Below are 15,786 nucleotides of genomic sequence, written 5' to 3'. Positions count from 1 at the left end.
GTACCAGAAGGATGGACCAAGCAATGATCGATTCCGACCCACGCTTCACAAACGGCGCTTCACGAGATACGGCTAGGAAGTCCCTCATCGATTGCCATGTCCATCTTGCCGCGTTGCCGGACGGCGACAACGGCTGCTTCATCTCGCCAAAACTCCTCCGCAGCCCGTTGTTCCGTTTTCTCATCTGGAAACACGACCTCTCGCCGGCTGAACCACGCACGGCTAATCAGCGCTATCTCGATCACCTCGTGAGCGAACTCCGCGCCTCCCGCTACGTCTCGAAGGCCGTCCTGCTTGGCATGGATGGATTCTATGATCAATCCGGCTCGCTGAATCGTCAACATACCGACTTCTTGGTTAGTAACGACTACGTGTTCGGTGCCGTGCGCGCCTATCCGGATGTCTTCATGGCGGGCCCCTCCATCAATCCGCAACGTAACGACGCCATCGATGAGGTGCATCGCTGTGCCGATGCAGGCGCAGTCCTGATCAAGGCCTTGCCAAATGCCCAGCACTTCGATCCATCTGATCGGAAATATATCGCCTTTTACCGCGCTCTGGCTCAGCGCAAACTTCCTTTCTTGAGTCACGTCGGGTATGAATTCAGTCTGATCGGAAAGGATCAATCGCTTGGAGATCCTGAGCGGCTGCGTCTGGCCCTTGACGAAGGTGTGACCGTCATCGCGGCGCACGCCTGTAGTTATGGCCTCATGCTCTATGAAAAGTTTCTTTCTACTTTTCGTGAGCTGAGCCGATGTTATCCACACTTCTATGCCGACATTTCCGCCCTCACCCAACCCCATCGTATGAAGATGCTCCTGCATCTCAGGCATTACCCTGAACTTCATTCGCGTCTCCTGTTTGGGACGGACTATCCTTTGTCCGTGTTCCATCTGGCTGCGTGGGGGCGAGTCAGTCCCGGCACACTATGGCGCATGGTCCGCACAAAGAATCGATTTGACCGACAGGTGGAAGTTTGCACAGGACTTCGGGTTGAATTCCGTTCACTTAGTGAACTCCTATCCCTGTCCCTCTCGGCGAATTCCTAGACGATGATGAACCGAGATCAGATATTGGCTACCCTTCGTGAAAGGATCCTGGCGTTCGCGACATCACGTGTATCGAGAGACCGCGCTGAAGACCTGACACAAGAGGTGTTGACGGTCCTGCACGAGAAGTATTCCCAGGTCACGGAATTAGTTGAACTCGTCCCCCTGGCATTTCAGGTCCTCCGCTACAAGATGCTGGATGCCCATCGGAAAGCGTTGCGGCGAGGGGAGTACAATCAAGAATCGGTGGAAGATCTGCCGCTCACCGACACCCGGGACGACCCGGCAACTCAACTTGACCAGAAGCAGCGTGTCGATCGGCTGCTCGTGGCCATGACCCGACTTGGCGAACGATGCCGCAAACTATTCACGTGGAAGTTAGAAGGGAAAAGTTTTCCCGAGATTCAGCAATTGATGAGGCAGACGTCGATCAATACAATTTATACGTGGGACTTGCGCTGTCGGAGGGAATTATTAACTCTGATGGGTGGCAGTTGGGAATGACGAGATGGTCCTGAGTCCCGGACACGATGCGGTTCATATGTCACGAACCACGGGTTTCAATGCCTGACGACGATCTCGAAAAGCTGCTCGGTGGATTTGCGGCCGATACGTTAACGCCGGAGGAGAAACACCGGCTCTACAGCACCGCCCTACACGATCAGCAGCTCTTCAACTTGTTTGCTGACGAACAAGCGCTCAAGGAACTGCTGACGGATCCCGTGGTGCGTGAGAAGCTTTTGCGATCGTTACGTGAAACAACTTCGACAACTGACGGAGGCAACGTGTCATGGTTCGGCTGGTTCCGCAGACCAGCTGGACTCGCCTGGGCTGGTGGCCTCGCTGCAACCCTTTTCGCACTTGTCCTTGGCATCAACATCTACCAAGAAAGCCTCAAAGAGGCTGCACGATCCGTCGCCGGTGAAGAGATAATGGCCCCACCCCCACCGGGTTCTCCACCCGCCGCAGAGAAACCGGCCACCCCTGGGATCAAAGAATCTCGGAAGGAGACGCCGGAAAAAACGAAATCAATCACTCCGGCCGGCAACCAAGCACTCACCGCAGACACGTCCAAACCAGCAACTTCAACAATGGCTAAAGCGAAAAAAGAGCGGGCAACCCTGCAGAAGGGGGCGGATGCATCAAGAGAACATCCTCCATCAACCCCACCATCATTCCCCCGTTCGGCAGAACACGCATCGACCTCAGGAGGTCAAGACCTTGCGAGCGTGCCATTGACCTCCGCCTCTAGCATCGCACCGCCTCACGCGCTGACTACCGACGCACAACCCCCTCAAGTCGGTTCAGCACTGAGTGCACGCTCCTTGTTCTATGGAGAACCAGCGGAGGTCGTTTCGAGCGCGATAAAGGAAAAGCAGGAAGGTAGCCATTCGGTACAGCAGTTCGACCGACCTACCCATAAAGGTGAACGGGATGCGAATCTGACAAAAACACTTACAGAAACCACTAAGCCCTTAGGCATTCGTTACAGTCTTGTCATGAACGGAATGAAGGACCTGCACGATGACCGAAAGAGGGAAACCTCTCTCCGGGCAGGTTCGTTGGACCTTATGATCGAGGCAAATCAGGATAGCTTCTTTCAGGTATGGGGAGAGGCCGGTTCTCAACCACCTCACCTCCTGTTCCCTTTCGCGGCAGGAGACCCGATTTCATCGCGGTTGTTGGCCCATCAGCGGAGGAGAATCCCGATCCTTGCCGGCCATCGTTCCATTACGGTCCGTTTGTCTCTCATGCCATTCGATACCCCTTCCACGATGGACTCCGACGTGGTGACACCATCGCCACGGGGACACCTTCAAGAATCCTCCGCTTCTCCTGAGGCATCCAACCGTCAAGAACAAGCGACCTATGTCGTCACTCGAGATCCCTCAGCATCCGAACTTACGGTCAGAATTCCGCTACACTGACCATAGGCAATCGTCCAGAACAGTCCGACACTGCTCGGTAAAAATACAAGGGCCGTTCTCCTTCGTCGGAGAACGGCCCTCGATGTCCCGTTTGAAACCGATCAGAGCGCTATGGGCTCACGGAAATGCGGTCCTTAATCAGGTCGAAGGTTTCCTTTGGGACGACATTCTTCGCCACCAGTTCACCTTTCACACGATAGGGACGATTATTGACGATCCGATCGGCCTCATCCTGTTTGAGCCCCAAGAAGAGGACCATATCGTTGGCCGAAACTTTATTGATATTCAACGACGCTGAAGTCGTCCCTGGTGCGGCCGAGGCCGTCCCCCCTGAACCCTGTTTGGGAGTCACTGTGGCGGCCTGCGCCGCCGACCCTGATTGAGAACGATCTTTCAGCTCTTTTTGATAGCGAGTTACCAACGATTTCAGTGTGTCGTTGTGACGCTTGACGTCCTGATATTCCTGCCGCACATTCCGATTTTGGGCTGATAACGCTCGCACCTTATCTTCGAGTTCTTTGGTTCGTGCCTCGAGCGTGCCTCGTTCTGCATCACGTCCGTGCTCAAACCGTTGCAATTCATCCCGAGCAGCCTCGGCCTCGTTGTTGAATTTGACGTTCAGCTCCTTGAGCGTGCGGACCTGCTGTTCCATCGCACCCTTCTGTTGGCGAGCCTTTTCCAATTCCATCCTGGCGGTGTCCGCCTCGGTCAGCGCTTCTTGATATTTCTTGTTGGAGACGCAACCCGTAGTCAACACGGCACCGACCAATACTATTGCCGTCCACTCGCGCTTCATGCGATCCTCCCTCCATCAAATCCTGCGGCTTGAATGTGCTTCATACGAATCCCTACTTGCATCCCGCCATATCCCCGTTCATGTGATGGCGTTCTTTGTGTGTATGCCAACCCCTCGGTATTGTCAACATAATTGCTCTTGTTCGAGACCAACCAGCGCTGTTCCGCAATAGCCGGATCAGAAGAACCAATGCGCTTGACGGATCGGCGTCGCTCTGTGATTATCCGACACATTCTATCAGACATGACCATGGAGGGCGAAACCTTGATGGTCCACAATCGGAAGTGGAGTACAGCATGAACGAATGGGGTCCAGCACTCGCCGTGATTCTTGGAGTCGTGGAGGGGATGACCGAGTTTCTTCCCGTCTCATCCACCGGGCATCTGATCCTTGTCGGCCATGCCCTTGGGTTCACCGGAGACGTGGCGGCCAACGCGGAAATCTCGATTCAGTTGGGAGCGATTCTCGCCGTCATCGTGTTCGAACGGGAAAAGATCGGTCGGCTTCTCTCCGGCGCCTGGCAGGAACAACAGACATTTCGTTCCATCAGCACAAGCGGGTCGCATGCGTCCTGGACAGATCGAATCAAGGCTTCGATGCAACAGCATCACAACTTATGGTTCTTGATCGGGTTAGGGATCGCCTTTCTCCCGGCTGCCCTCCTCGGGCTCGCTGCACATGGATGGATCAAGTCACATCTGTTCACCCCCCAGACCGTGGCGACGACTTCGATTCTCGGAGGCTTCGTCATCCTGATCGTCGAAGCCACCAAACGCACGAGTCACGCGACAAGCCTGGATCAAGTTTCACCGATGCAGGCGTTCTGGATCGGCGTCGCGCAATGCGCCTCACTGATTCCCGGCATGTCACGATCCGGTTCAACCATCATCGGTGGCCTACTTGCAGGCCTCGATCGCAAGGTCGCCACAGAGTATTCCTTTTTTCTCGCTCTCCCGACCATCATTGCGGCCACACTCTACGAAACCTGGAAGGCACGCGGAACCTTTACCGAGCAAGACTTTTTAGCGCTCGCGCTCGGCATGGTCGTGTCATTCCTTGTCGCCTGGGCCGTCATCGCTGCCTTCCTCACCTATGTCAAACGGCACACCTTGCGGGTCTTTGCCTACTATCGTATTATGCTCGGAGTGTTGGTCTTGTTGGTCGTTCGTTGAAAGGAGTTGTGCATGGCTTCAGATACGATTCATGTCTACGATACGTGGGTTCATGGAAAGAATGGTCGCATTCACTTCGATGTGATGACGACGGATGAAGCGACCGCGCTCAAGCTTGCCAAGGAGTACTTGGTCAGCATCGGTGAGCCCAATGCTGTGGTGACGACGAAGGAATGCCAGTTTTGTCACAGCGAACCACTCGTGATGTTTTCATCGGAGCAGCAGAAACAGGTCAAAGAGAAGGGTGGATTCATCGTCCCCATGCCCGCCTAGCAAAGAAGTCGCGGTCATTCGTGCCGGGTCGGCCCGAAACGAATGACCAAAGACGCCTACACACAAGGCGAAATTTGAATTAGGGAACGGAATTAGGCTCTGAGGCGGTGGAGGAGTCGGATTTCTTCTCAAATGCGAAGTGAATGATCAGGAAGGTCACGCCGACGGTGATGGCGGAATCCGCCACATTAAACGCGGGCCAGTGATAGTTCTCGATATAGACATCCAGAAAATCGATCACTTCCCCAAACCGCAATCGATCGATTAAGTTACCGATCGCGCCGCCGAGAATTCCCGCCACACTGACGCGGCCAACCCGGTCCTGCTCAGGCATCCGCGCCAGGATCGTGCCGAGCAACCCGAGTGCAAAGATCGAGGTCAGCCCAAAAAACACCATCCGAAACGCGTTGCTGCTCCCAGCCAATAACCCGAACGCCGCGCCTGGATTCCGAATATAGGTCAGGCTGAAAAGATTGGGGATGATGGGGATCGACTCGTGTAAGCGCATCGTCTGCATGATCTGCTGCTTGGTCAGCTGATCCAGCAGAACGATACTGCCGGTCACCAGTGCCAGCGCCATATTGCGAAGCCAAGACGCGTTCATAAGACGGCCTCCACACATCGCTCACAGAGAGTCGGGTGGTCATGATCCTTGCCGACAGCATCGCGATAGTTCCAACAGCGTTCGCACTTATTGCCCTCGGCTTTATAGACAAGAACTCGAAAGTCCGGCTTAAGAGGCAAGTTGTGAACCTCTTCCAGCTTAACCTGTGAGACGATGAGGATACCCGGCAGGACTTGCTCGTATTGTTTGAGAAGTCCAAACTTATCTGGATTTGCTTGAATCCGGATACCAGCCTCAAGAGAGGAACCGATCACTTTTTCTCGGCGCTGTTCTTCTAGAGCCGCTTGTGCGGCCACTCGAACCTCCAGCAGTCGATTCCATCGGCTATCCAACCCCGCATCGTTCCATCTTGGGTCTATCTCAGGAAATGAGGACAAATGAACGCTTTGACCGTTGGGGCTCATACGGGCAGCTTCCGGCAACTTCTGCCAGATCTCTTCGGATGTAAAGCTAAGGATTGGCGCCATCAATTTCGTAAGCGCCACCACCACATCGAATAACACCGTTTGTGAGCTTAGCCGAGCATGAGAATCCCTGCGAAAGGTGTACAGTCGATCTTTCAGGATATCCAGATAAATTGCGCTCATGTCGACCGAACAGAAGTTGTTGATCGCATGAAAGATGAGATGGAATTCGAAGTCCTCGTAAGCTTTTGTCACCTTCTGAATCAATTCGCCCAGCCGCAAAAGCGCCCAACGATCTAATTCGGGCAAATCCTCATAAGGCACCCGGAAATAGTTCGGATCGAAGTCATAGAGGTTGCTCAACAAGAATCGGCAAGTATTGCGGATCTTTCGATAGGCCTCGATCAGATGAGTCAGAATTTCCTGTGAGATGCGCAGATCTTCACGATAATCCTGAGCCGCCACCCACAGACGGAGGATTTCCGCGCCCGACTGTTTAATGACATCCTGCGGCGCGACGACATTCCCGGCCGACTTGGACATCTTCTTCCCCTGCCCGTCTACGACGAACCCATGGGTCAACACCGCTTTGTAGGGGGCGCGATGATCCGTCGTGACACCAGCGAGCAGGGCGCTATGGAACCAGCCCCGATGTTGGTCGGACCCTTCGAGATACAAATCGGCTTCCCACTTTCTTGGCTTCAGCACAGCCGCGTAGCTCACACCGGATTCAAACCAGACATCGAGAATGTCCCGCTCTTTCTCAAACCCTGTTCCGCCACACTTCTGACAGGTTGTTCCAACCGGCAATAAGTCACCAGCGGATTGTTCGAACCAGACATCCGCCCCCTTTGATTCCATCAAAACCGCCACATGCTCAATGATGGAAGGCTCGGCCAACACATGATGACATCCGAGACAGGTGAACCCTGGAATCGGTACACCCCACACACGTTGACGTGAAAGGCACCAGTCCGGACGGTTTTCGATCATACCGAAGATCCGATCACGCCCATAGCTCGGAATCCATCGGACTCGTTCGATTTCCGCCAGAGCTTCTCTCCGCAAGTCATTCGTCTCCATCGAGACGAACCATTGCTCGGTCGCACGGAAGATCACCGGATTCTTACACCGCCAACAGTGCGGATACGAATGGTTCAGCGAACCATGCCCCAGCAAACGCCCGTTCCCCTGCAGATACTCCACAATCTTCGGATTGGCCTTCAAGACCTGCTGGCCGGCGAATTCCTTCACGATCACTGTAAACCGGCCACTGTTGTCCACCGGTGCGAGAATTTCAAGCCGCTCACCAGGCGACGCCTTCGCGTTGTGCTCCAGCACAAGCAGATAGTCCTCCATACCGTGGCCGGGCGCGATATGAACACAACCAGTCCCCTGATCAAGCGTCACAAAATCCCCAAGCAAGATAGGTGACAGGCCGGTGGACAACGGTCGTTGCGTTTCCAAGCCCTCAAAACCTTCTCCACCTTTTTTCACTCCCACGACACGATAATCACTGATCCCACAAGCCTTCGTGACGTTGTCCACAAGCTTTTCCGCCACGATCAGCAGCTCATTGCCGGCCTGAACAAAAGCATAGTCGAAATCTTGGTGGAGGCAGACAGCCTGGTTGGCCGGCAGGGTCCATGGCGTGGTCGTCCAGATGACGACGGACACCAGCTTCATCCCATCCGGAAAAGACATACCAGGAAAGGTGTTCGCCAGAACCGATGGCGCGGTGACGACCGGGAACTTCACATAGATCGATGGCGATGTATGATCATCATATTCGACTTCCGCTTCCGCCAGCGCCGTTTGATCATGCGTGCACCAGAGTACCGGCTTGAGCCCCTTGTAGACCCCGCCACGCTCGACAAACTTCCCGAACTCACGAATGATCGTGGCCTCATAGGCCGACGTCATCGTCAGATAGGGATGGTCCCATTCACCCAGCACCCCGAGCCGTTTGAATTCCTCTCGTTGAATAGTGACGTATCGCTCAGCATACTCACGACACAGCCTGCGGATGGCCGACACGTTCAAGTCCTTTTTCTTGTCGCCGAGCTCCTTCATGACTTGATGCTCAATCGGCAACCCGTGGCAATCCCACCCCGGCACATAGGGCGCATGAAAGCCTGCCATCGTCTTCGACTTAACGATGATATCCTTGAGGACCTTGTTCAGGGCATGTCCGATATGGATACGGCCGTTGGCATACGGAGGACCATCATGCAAAACATACCGAGGCCGCCCATTCCCCAAGGCCTGAATCTGGTCGTAGAGCTTCTGCTCCCCCCACCAGGCCAGCATCGCAGGTTCCCGCTGAGGCAAGTTCGCCTTCATCGGGAAATCGGTCTTGGGAAGATTGAGTGTCGACTTGTAATCAGTAGACATGGAACACCAGCACACTCACACCATCATACGGAATCGAGGGAATATACCGGAAGGAAGGGGGTAGGTACCAGCCCTAACTCACTGCCATCATACGGTCAAGTGCGATTTTTGCCCACTGCTTATCGTCCTCCGGCACCACGATGCGGTTGACGACGTGACCGTCTGCCAGATTCTCCATGGCCCAGCACAGGTGCGCCGCATCGATCCGAAACATGGTGGCGCACTGACAAACCGTAGAAGACAAGAAGAAGACTTTTTTGTCGGTGAGTTCGTGTTTTAAACGATTCACGAGATTCAGCTCCGTCCCGACCGCCCACGTCGTACCGGCCGGCGCAGCCGTCACGGTCCGGATGATGAATTCGGTCGATCCGATGAGATCGGCCTTGTTCACCACATCCTCGTGACACTCTGGATGGACGATCACCTTCCCGTCTGGATATTGTTTGCGAAAATGGTCCACATGCACCGGCTGGAACATTTGATGGACACTGCAATGCCCCTTCCACAGGATCAAAGTAGCTCGCTTGATGGCGTCTCTGGTATTCCCGCCGTTGGGTTGATAGGGGTCCCACACGATCAGCTGCTCGCGCGGAATACCCATCTTATTGGCCGTATTCCGACCGAGATGTTCGTCCGGGAAAAAGAGAATCTTTTCTCGCCTCGCCCAACACCATTCGATCACTGCTTTGGCGTTGGATGATGTACACGTAATCCCTCCATGCTCTCCACAAAACGCCTTTAGGACCGCCGCCGAATTCACATAGACGGCCGGCATCACGGTCTCCTCGACTGGAATCACGCGCCCCAGCGCCTCCCAACATTGATCAACCTGCTCGATCGCAGCCATATCCGCCATGGAACAGCCCGCAGCCATGTCCGGCAGGATGACTGTTTGCTGGGAACGGCTGAGGATATCCGCCGTCTCAGCCATAAAGTGTACGCCGCAAAATACGATGTAGGGTCGTTCGGAGCGCTCGGCGGCCAGTTTGGCTAACAACAGCGAGTCACCACGAAAATCAGCATGCTGGATGACTTCATCCCGCTGGTAGTTATGGCCCAGAATCATGACTCGCTCACCCAGTAGCTGCTTGGCTGCTATGATCCGCCGACGCAATTCTTCGGCGGGTAGCGCCTGGTACGTGTCAATCGGCTTTGGGACTGTCGCAATGGCTGGCACAGATCCTCCAACGAAAAAGAAAGGTCATTTTACGATAGCCTTCCCTCACAATCAATGAATAGCCTCGTGCGGAAAAGTCCTAGTTCGAGCCCCAAAGGATAGTGGGCATGCTGGGTCTAATAGCCGATTGACTTCACAACCCTAGAGTAATACGATCACTAAGAATCGCTAGGGGAGCCTAGAGCTGAGAGTCCGAATGATCGGACGACCCTCACAACCTGACCTGGGTAATACCAGCGTAGGGAAGCCGGACGACAGCGGACCCTGATGAGGAGTCAGCCGCCTTCCTGGCATACTGGGGAGACGGCTTTTTTATTGGGGAAACCGTTGTCGTGAGCAAAACTATCACTTGCGATAACGACGAAAGGATCTCACTATGAGCATCCAGACACATACAAATACAAACGCATCCGGACACAGAAATGGCCTGGTCACACCGTCGGCCCCACTGACCACAACACCCTTGCCAGCATCGCGTAAGATGTATGTGGCTGGTGACCATCCAGGTGTCCGGGTTCCAATGCGAGAAATTAGCCTCACGCAAACCAAGGAAACAAATGGCGTGAAATCAAGCAATCCCTCAGTGATTGTTTACGACACATCAGGGCCCTATACCGACCCTTCTGCCACGATCGATGTTCGCAAAGGCCTCCAGCCATTGCGGCGCGCCTGGGTCCTCGGCCGACAAGATGTCGAAGAACTTTCGGAAATCAGTTCGACGTACGGTCGAATGCGCGCAGCAGATCCTCAGCTGGCTGATCTTCGGTTTCAGCACATTCGCAAGCCCTTGAAGGCGAGGCGCGGTGCGAATGTCACGCAGCTCCACTATGCCCGAAAAGGCATTGTCACCCCGGAGATGGAGTTTATTGCCATCCGTGAGAATCAGTCACGAGAACGGGCCTCCGGCCTTGGCCAACACAATGGTCATGGCGGCGGCGTGAAACAACATCAGGGATTCGCGTGGGGCGCCGCCATTCCTTCTGTCATCACTCCGGAATTCGTACGAGACGAAGTCGCTCGCGGTCGTGCGATCATCCCCTCGAACATCAACCATCCCGAGAGCGAACCGATGATCATTGGCCGCAACTTTCTGGTGAAGATCAACTCCAACATCGGTAATTCCGCAGTGGCTTCATCGATCGAGGAAGAAGTCGAGAAAATGATCTGGTCGACACGCTGGGGGGCCGATACCGTCATGGACCTCTCAACCGGCAAAAACATCCACGAAACGCGAGAGTGGATCATCCGTAATTCGCCGGTGCCGATCGGAACCGTCCCGATCTATCAGGCACTCGAAAAAGTGAACGGCAAGGCGGAAGATCTCACGTGGGAAATTTTCCGTGACACGCTGATCGAACAGGCGGAGCAAGGCGTCGACTACTTCACGATTCACGCGGGTGTACGCCTGGCCTACGTGCCGATGACCGCTACGCGCATGACGGGGATAGTTTCGCGGGGTGGTTCGATCCATGCCAAATGGTGCCTGGCGCACCATCAGGAAAACTTCGCCTACACCCACTTTGAGGAGATCTGCGAGATTATGAAGGCCTACGACGTCGCTTTTAGCCTCGGTGACGGACTCCGGCCAGGATCCATCGCCGATGCCAACGACGACGCGCAGTTTGCCGAGCTTGAAACTCTAGGCGAGCTGACCCAGATCGCGTGGAAACACGATGTGCAGGTCATGATCGAAGGTCCAGGCCACGTACCTATGCACATGATTCAAGCCAACATGGAAAAGCAGCTCAAGGCCTGCCATGAAGCTCCGTTCTATACACTTGGCCCGCTGACGACCGACATCGCTCCTGGTTACGACCACATTACGTCAGGAATCGGGGCCGCGATGATCGGCTGGTACGGCTGTGCCATGCTCTGTTACGTCACTCCCAAAGAGCATTTGGGATTGCCGACCCGCGAGGACGTCAAAACCGGCGTGATCACCTATAAGATTGCGGCACACGCAGCAGACCTGGCCAAAGGTCATCCCGGCGCCCAGGAGCGAGACAACGCGCTGTCGAAGGCCCGATTTGAGTTCCGCTGGGAAGATCAATTCAATCTGTCGCTCGATCCGGAAACCGCGCAGCAGTTCCACGACGAAACGCTCCCTGACAATGCCGCCAAGGTTTCGCATTTCTGCTCGATGTGCGGTCCACACTTCTGCTCGATGAAGATCACCCAAGACGTCCGCGACTATGCGGCACAGCTGAACATCGACGAACAGCAGGCCATCCAAATCGGGATGAAGGAGAAGGCCGCAGAGTTCAAGCAGACCGGGGCTGAAATTTACCGGTAGGAGAGCTGTATGGCAAAACCGAAGCCTGCGCCGTTACGTGAACGAGATATCACCAGGCAGATCGCCCGGGAATACTATAAAGAGTTCGATCAGCTCATCGAAAGCGATGTCATCATCGTCGGTGCAGGGCCGTCTGGACTAATCTGTGCGCATGATCTAGCCTCTATGGGATTTCGAACGCTGCTCATCGAGCAAAGCTTGGCCCTGGGTGGAGGATTTTGGTCCGGTGGCTACCTTATGAACAAAGCCACAATCTGCGAACCGGCAAATGAGATTCTCGATGAAATCGGCGTTCCCTGCAAAAAGATCAAAGAATGCGACGGAATGTATATGGTCGATCCCCCACACGCGACAGGCGCCCTGATCTCAGCCGCGTACAACGCCGGCGCCAAGGTGATGAACCTGACGCGCGTGCTGGACTTGATCATCCGCAATGATGGCATACTGGAGGGAGTCGTCGTCAACAACACCACGGCCGAAATGGCAGGCCATGATCTGATCCATGTTGATCCGATTGCCCTCGAGAGCAAAATCGTGGTGGATGCGACCGGCCATGATGCCATCGTGGTCGAGCTTCTCCATAAACGAAATCTGTATAATAAAGTACCAGGAAACGGAGCCATGTGGGTGGCGCGATCTGAAGAAGAAATCATGGACCGAACGGGAGAGGTCTATCCCAATTGTTTCGTGATCGGGTTGGCCGTCGCCGCCGTCTACGGCACACCGAGAATGGGACCCGCTTTCGGGTCCATGTTACTCTCGGGACGGTACGGAGCTGAATTGATCAAGAAGAAACTCAAACAGGAGTAACGGCAACTCTCGGTCGTCAAACCGCAACGGTTTCATGGCTGTTCTACACCGCGCTGACGACTGCCTAGAGGTGTTTTCGAAACATGGACGTTCAAGATTTCCTCCTTCAAGGCGAAGGGCGCGAGGAAGACAAGCGCCACGCATGGGATCTGTTCCAACAGGCCTTTGAACGACAGATGAAAGGGGACTTTGAAGAAGCGGTCAACCTCTACAAGCAATCGATCGCAACCCATCCCACTGCCGAGGGTTACACATTCTTGGGGTGGACCTATAGCTTTATGGGACGGCTTGATGACGCCATCGAAGAATGCCACAAAGCTATTGCGCAAGACCCGGATTTCGGCAACCCCTACAACGATATCGGGGCATACATGATCGAAAAGGGTGCGTTCGAGGAGGCCATTACCTGGTTTCAGAAAGCGATGCAGGCCAAGCGGTACGAGAGTCCTGCCTACCCCCACTTGAATCTCGGCCGGGTATACGAGCGGTTGGGAAACTGGACCGACGCCATCGAGTCGTACAAGAAAGCGCTCGCGCTGGATCCGAATTATAAACTTGCCAGAAGGGCCCTCGGGCGGCTGGTGAGCTCACTGAACTAAGGTCGTACTCATGCACAAGACTATCCTCGTGGCCATCACCGACTTGTTCTTCTACACGAAAGTCAAGGATGCGCTGCGCCAGACGGAGTTCCAGATAGAGAAAGCCCGAGCTCAGCAGGACATCATCGACAAGGCCGCGTCGGCAAGCCCAAGCTTGATCATTCTCAATATGAACGATTTAACTCTTGATGCGTTTCACGCATTGGAACAGCTGAATGGCGATCCAGGATTGTGTGCGATTCCCACACTGGCCTTTGCCAACCATGAGGAAGTGGACACCTGGAATCGCGCAAAGGTACTCGGCGTAACCAAGATCGTGTCCCGCAATGAGTTTTCGGCTCGGACGAAAGCATTAGTAGAGGAATTGGTGACAGGACATGTCGCCTCCTCATAATGGCGGGAGCTCGTTGTCTTCCGTGACATTCATCACAACCACTCGTAGGCTTCTCAAAGGACGATGAAGCAATCACGCCTGCATTCACAACATGCCCAACTCGGGGCAACGTTCGAAGCGGTCACCGGCTGGGACATGCCAGGGCACTATGGCGATGTTGCCGCTGAGCATCATGCCGTTCGACAAACCGTGGGAATCGCTGATCTCTCCCATCGCGGCAAGCTCAGAGTCACGGGTGAGGATCGTGTGAAGTGGCTGCAAAGCGTCGTGAGCAACGACATCCTTCCTCTCCAATCTGGCCAAGGCCGCTATTCCAGCTTTTTGACTCATAAGGGTAAGATGCTCACCTATTTCCGCCTGTACATGCAAAGTGATGCCGTCATGGTGGAAGATGTCGGCGAAATTGGGGAGACGACGTTTCAGGCGCTTCGTAAGTTCCTGCTCTACGGAACCAACGCCAAGATGGAAAACTGCGCTGAGAGTTGGGGGCTACTCTTGATCAGTGGGCCAAAGACCACTCATGTTGTCCAATCAGCATTCGGAGTAGATGTCACAGATTTACAACCCATCGATTTCGTGACCGCGCATATCGGCGGGCATCATGCATTGGTAGCACGCACGGAAGAGACCGGAGAGGTCGATATCGAGATATTGCTTCCGGCAGACAGCCTGCTGCCCGCATGGACGGCTGCCATGCAAGCCGGCGCCAGGTTTGGAATCAAGGCCATCGGTAGCCAGGCACGAGAGGCCTTGCGCCTCGAGGCCGGTCTCCCGAAAGCCGGACCGGACTTGAACGAAGAGATTGTTCCACCCGAGGCGAACCTCGAGGGCAAAGCGTTCAGTTTGAACAAAGGGTGCTATCCGGGGCAAGAAGTCGTCGCGCGTATGGATACATACGGCAACGTCCGCCGCAAGCTTGTCGGACTGGTTCTGAAGGATTCCGTCATTCCACCACATGGTGCTAAGCTCTATAGCGGCGATCGTGAAGTAGGGTGGATCAGCAGTGCGGCACATTCCCCTCAACTCAACCAAGTCGTGGCATTCGGATTTCCGCTGCGAGACTTCAGCAAGCCTGGTACCGCCTTGACCGTGGAACATGAGAACAACCGATATCCGGCAACTATTCAGACCCTCCCCTTTTACACCAAGCTCTGACGCCATACCCTCGAACACCAAATGTCCCTGGAAGACCAAGACAGTAGCGATCAGACCACTCCTTACCAAGCAGCAGGCGAGCTCGGGGGTATCACCAAGTTGGTGGATGACTTTTATGCCAATATGGATACGTTGCCGGAAGCTGAAACGATCAGAAAAATGCACCCACCCGATCTCACCGAATCTCGCAGAAAATTGACCTATTTCCTGTGCGGCTGGCTGGGAGGACCAAGACTCTTTCAGCAACACTATGGGCCAATCAGCATTCCTGGTGCCCACAAGCGATTCCCCATAGGGTACGAAGAACGCGACGCCTGGCTCCTCTGTATGCAACAGGCCCTCGCGACTCAGCCATACACCGAGGAGTTCAAGCAGTACCTCCTAGCCGCACTTAGTATCCCGGCGGAACGAGTCCGGCAAGTGAATATGGGGGAGTTCTAGCACACACCCCTACACCCATTACTGGCCTCTCTAGGTCCTCCGCGGACATCGCGACCTCCCTGCATCCTTTCGAATACAGAGGTAGGACTTCTGGCTTTACCGCAGACAGAAGCACTTGTCTTCGCAGGCAATGCGATATGACGGAATTCTCGACAGTTCCGAAGCTGCCTGAGTCCGGCATTTCCCTTGCTGATGTAGCGCAGAGATATGGGGCAGCCGTCTGGAGTAGGAAGCGTGTCGCGGTGCAACTCTGTGGGACTACTATTAGGGAATAGG

The 15,786-nt window shown here is 54.7% G+C and carries 15 protein-coding genes and 1 riboswitch; of the genes, 11 read left to right on the top strand and 4 right to left on the bottom strand.

What is annotated here, in order from left to right; all coding sequences use genetic code 11:
* The first annotated feature begins 23 nt into the window (after positions 1-23).
* From IPM58_14100 to IPM58_14090, 3 genes are read left to right on the top strand one after another with little or no spacing between them, the layout of a single operon-like run.
* A complete protein-coding gene (locus IPM58_14100) occupies positions 24-1,049 on the top strand; it encodes an amidohydrolase family protein (protein ID MBK9308173.1) in 1,026 nt (341 codons plus the stop codon).
* 6 nt (positions 1,050-1,055) lie between these two features.
* On the top strand, positions 1,056-1,553 hold the full coding sequence (locus tag IPM58_14095) for a sigma-70 family RNA polymerase sigma factor (GenBank protein MBK9308172.1): 498 nt from the start codon (positions 1,056-1,058) through the stop codon (positions 1,551-1,553).
* 59 nt (positions 1,554-1,612) lie between these two features.
* Complete coding sequence (locus IPM58_14090; protein MBK9308171.1) at positions 1,613-2,977, top strand: hypothetical protein; 1,365 nt, start codon at positions 1,613-1,615, stop codon at positions 2,975-2,977.
* Positions 2,978-3,086: 109 nt separating this feature from the next.
* Here IPM58_14090 and IPM58_14085 read toward each other — a convergent pair whose 3' ends face one another.
* Positions 3,087-3,773: a hypothetical protein gene (locus IPM58_14085; GenBank protein ID MBK9308170.1), complete on the bottom strand. Its 687-nt coding sequence runs from the start codon at positions 3,771-3,773 to the stop codon at positions 3,087-3,089.
* 296 nt (positions 3,774-4,069) lie between these two features.
* Between IPM58_14085 and IPM58_14080 the strand changes: the two genes are divergently transcribed.
* Together IPM58_14080 and IPM58_14075 are read left to right on the top strand one after the other, a co-directional pair.
* Complete coding sequence (locus tag IPM58_14080) at positions 4,070-4,945, top strand: undecaprenyl-diphosphate phosphatase (GenBank protein ID MBK9308169.1); 876 nt, start codon at positions 4,070-4,072, stop codon at positions 4,943-4,945.
* Positions 4,946-4,957: 12 nt separating this feature from the next.
* The gene (locus IPM58_14075; GenBank protein MBK9308168.1) at positions 4,958-5,218 is read left to right on the top strand and encodes a DUF2024 family protein; all 261 of its coding nucleotides are present in this window, start codon (positions 4,958-4,960) and stop codon (positions 5,216-5,218) included.
* Between the two features lie 79 nt (positions 5,219-5,297).
* Here the strand turns inward: IPM58_14075 and lspA are convergent, their stop codons facing one another.
* The 3 genes from lspA to nadA all read right to left on the bottom strand — a co-directional run bounded on the left by lspA (position 5,298) and on the right by nadA (position 9,818).
* The gene (gene lspA, locus IPM58_14070; GenBank protein MBK9308167.1) at positions 5,298-5,822 is read right to left on the bottom strand and encodes a signal peptidase II; all 525 of its coding nucleotides are present in this window, start codon (positions 5,820-5,822) and stop codon (positions 5,298-5,300) included.
* Entirely contained in the window at positions 5,819-8,641 is a 2,823-nt protein-coding gene (ileS, locus tag IPM58_14065; protein MBK9308166.1) for an isoleucine--tRNA ligase, read from the bottom strand. The genes lspA and ileS overlap by 4 nt, the downstream gene beginning before the upstream one ends.
* A gap of 73 nt (positions 8,642-8,714) precedes the next feature.
* Complete coding sequence (nadA, locus tag IPM58_14060) at positions 8,715-9,818, bottom strand: quinolinate synthase NadA (protein MBK9308165.1); 1,104 nt, start codon at positions 9,816-9,818, stop codon at positions 8,715-8,717.
* A gap of 160 nt (positions 9,819-9,978) precedes the next feature.
* Positions 9,979-10,080: riboswitch (TPP riboswitch) on the top strand.
* 114 nt (positions 10,081-10,194) lie between these two features.
* Here nadA and thiC point away from each other — a divergent pair.
* The 6 genes from thiC to IPM58_14030 all read left to right on the top strand — a co-directional run bounded on the left by thiC (position 10,195) and on the right by IPM58_14030 (position 15,510).
* On the top strand, positions 10,195-12,111 hold the full coding sequence (gene thiC / locus IPM58_14055) for a phosphomethylpyrimidine synthase ThiC (GenBank protein MBK9308164.1): 1,917 nt from the start codon (positions 10,195-10,197) through the stop codon (positions 12,109-12,111).
* 9 nt (positions 12,112-12,120) lie between these two features.
* Positions 12,121-12,921: a thiazole biosynthesis protein gene (locus tag IPM58_14050; GenBank protein MBK9308163.1), complete on the top strand. Its 801-nt coding sequence runs from the start codon at positions 12,121-12,123 to the stop codon at positions 12,919-12,921.
* 83 nt (positions 12,922-13,004) lie between these two features.
* Entirely contained in the window at positions 13,005-13,520 is a 516-nt protein-coding gene (locus tag IPM58_14045; protein MBK9308162.1) for a tetratricopeptide repeat protein, read from the top strand.
* A 10-nt stretch (positions 13,521-13,530) separates the two neighbouring features.
* Positions 13,531-13,914, top strand: a complete 384-nt coding sequence (locus IPM58_14040; GenBank protein MBK9308161.1) for a histidine kinase — start codon at positions 13,531-13,533, stop codon at positions 13,912-13,914.
* 63 nt (positions 13,915-13,977) lie between these two features.
* Complete coding sequence (locus IPM58_14035; GenBank protein MBK9308160.1) at positions 13,978-15,069, top strand: aminomethyl transferase family protein; 1,092 nt, start codon at positions 13,978-13,980, stop codon at positions 15,067-15,069.
* Between the two features lie 21 nt (positions 15,070-15,090).
* A complete protein-coding gene (locus IPM58_14030; protein MBK9308159.1) occupies positions 15,091-15,510 on the top strand; it encodes a group II truncated hemoglobin in 420 nt (139 codons plus the stop codon).
* Positions 15,511-15,786: the final 276 nt, after the last annotated feature.

It is taken from the genome of Nitrospira sp., assembly GCA_016715825.1.
GTDB lineage: Bacteria > Nitrospirota > Nitrospiria > Nitrospirales > Nitrospiraceae > Nitrospira_D.
The sequence above is the reverse complement of the archived record's forward strand: the minus strand, read 5'-3'. Positions and strand labels throughout refer to the sequence as shown.

Coding starts and splice junctions, on each gene's coding strand:
- IPM58_14100 (MBK9308173.1), top strand. CDS start 24: ATGATCGATTCCGACCCACGCTTCACAAACGGCGCTTCACGAGATACG.
- IPM58_14095 (MBK9308172.1), top strand. CDS start 1,056: ATGAACCGAGATCAGATATTGGCTACCCTTCGTGAAAGGATCCTGGCG.
- IPM58_14090 (MBK9308171.1), top strand. CDS start 1,613: ATGCCTGACGACGATCTCGAAAAGCTGCTCGGTGGATTTGCGGCCGAT.
- IPM58_14085 (MBK9308170.1), bottom strand. CDS start 3,773: ATGAAGCGCGAGTGGACGGCAATAGTATTGGTCGGTGCCGTGTTGACT.
- IPM58_14080 (MBK9308169.1), top strand. CDS start 4,070: ATGAACGAATGGGGTCCAGCACTCGCCGTGATTCTTGGAGTCGTGGAG.
- IPM58_14075 (MBK9308168.1), top strand. CDS start 4,958: ATGGCTTCAGATACGATTCATGTCTACGATACGTGGGTTCATGGAAAG.
- lspA (MBK9308167.1), bottom strand. CDS start 5,822: ATGAACGCGTCTTGGCTTCGCAATATGGCGCTGGCACTGGTGACCGGC.
- ileS (MBK9308166.1), bottom strand. CDS start 8,641: ATGTCTACTGATTACAAGTCGACACTCAATCTTCCCAAGACCGATTTC.
- thiC (MBK9308164.1), top strand. CDS start 10,195: ATGAGCATCCAGACACATACAAATACAAACGCATCCGGACACAGAAAT.
- IPM58_14050 (MBK9308163.1), top strand. CDS start 12,121: ATGGCAAAACCGAAGCCTGCGCCGTTACGTGAACGAGATATCACCAGG.
- IPM58_14045 (MBK9308162.1), top strand. CDS start 13,005: ATGGACGTTCAAGATTTCCTCCTTCAAGGCGAAGGGCGCGAGGAAGAC.
- IPM58_14040 (MBK9308161.1), top strand. CDS start 13,531: ATGCACAAGACTATCCTCGTGGCCATCACCGACTTGTTCTTCTACACG.
- IPM58_14035 (MBK9308160.1), top strand. CDS start 13,978: ATGAAGCAATCACGCCTGCATTCACAACATGCCCAACTCGGGGCAACG.
- IPM58_14030 (MBK9308159.1), top strand. CDS start 15,091: ATGTCCCTGGAAGACCAAGACAGTAGCGATCAGACCACTCCTTACCAA.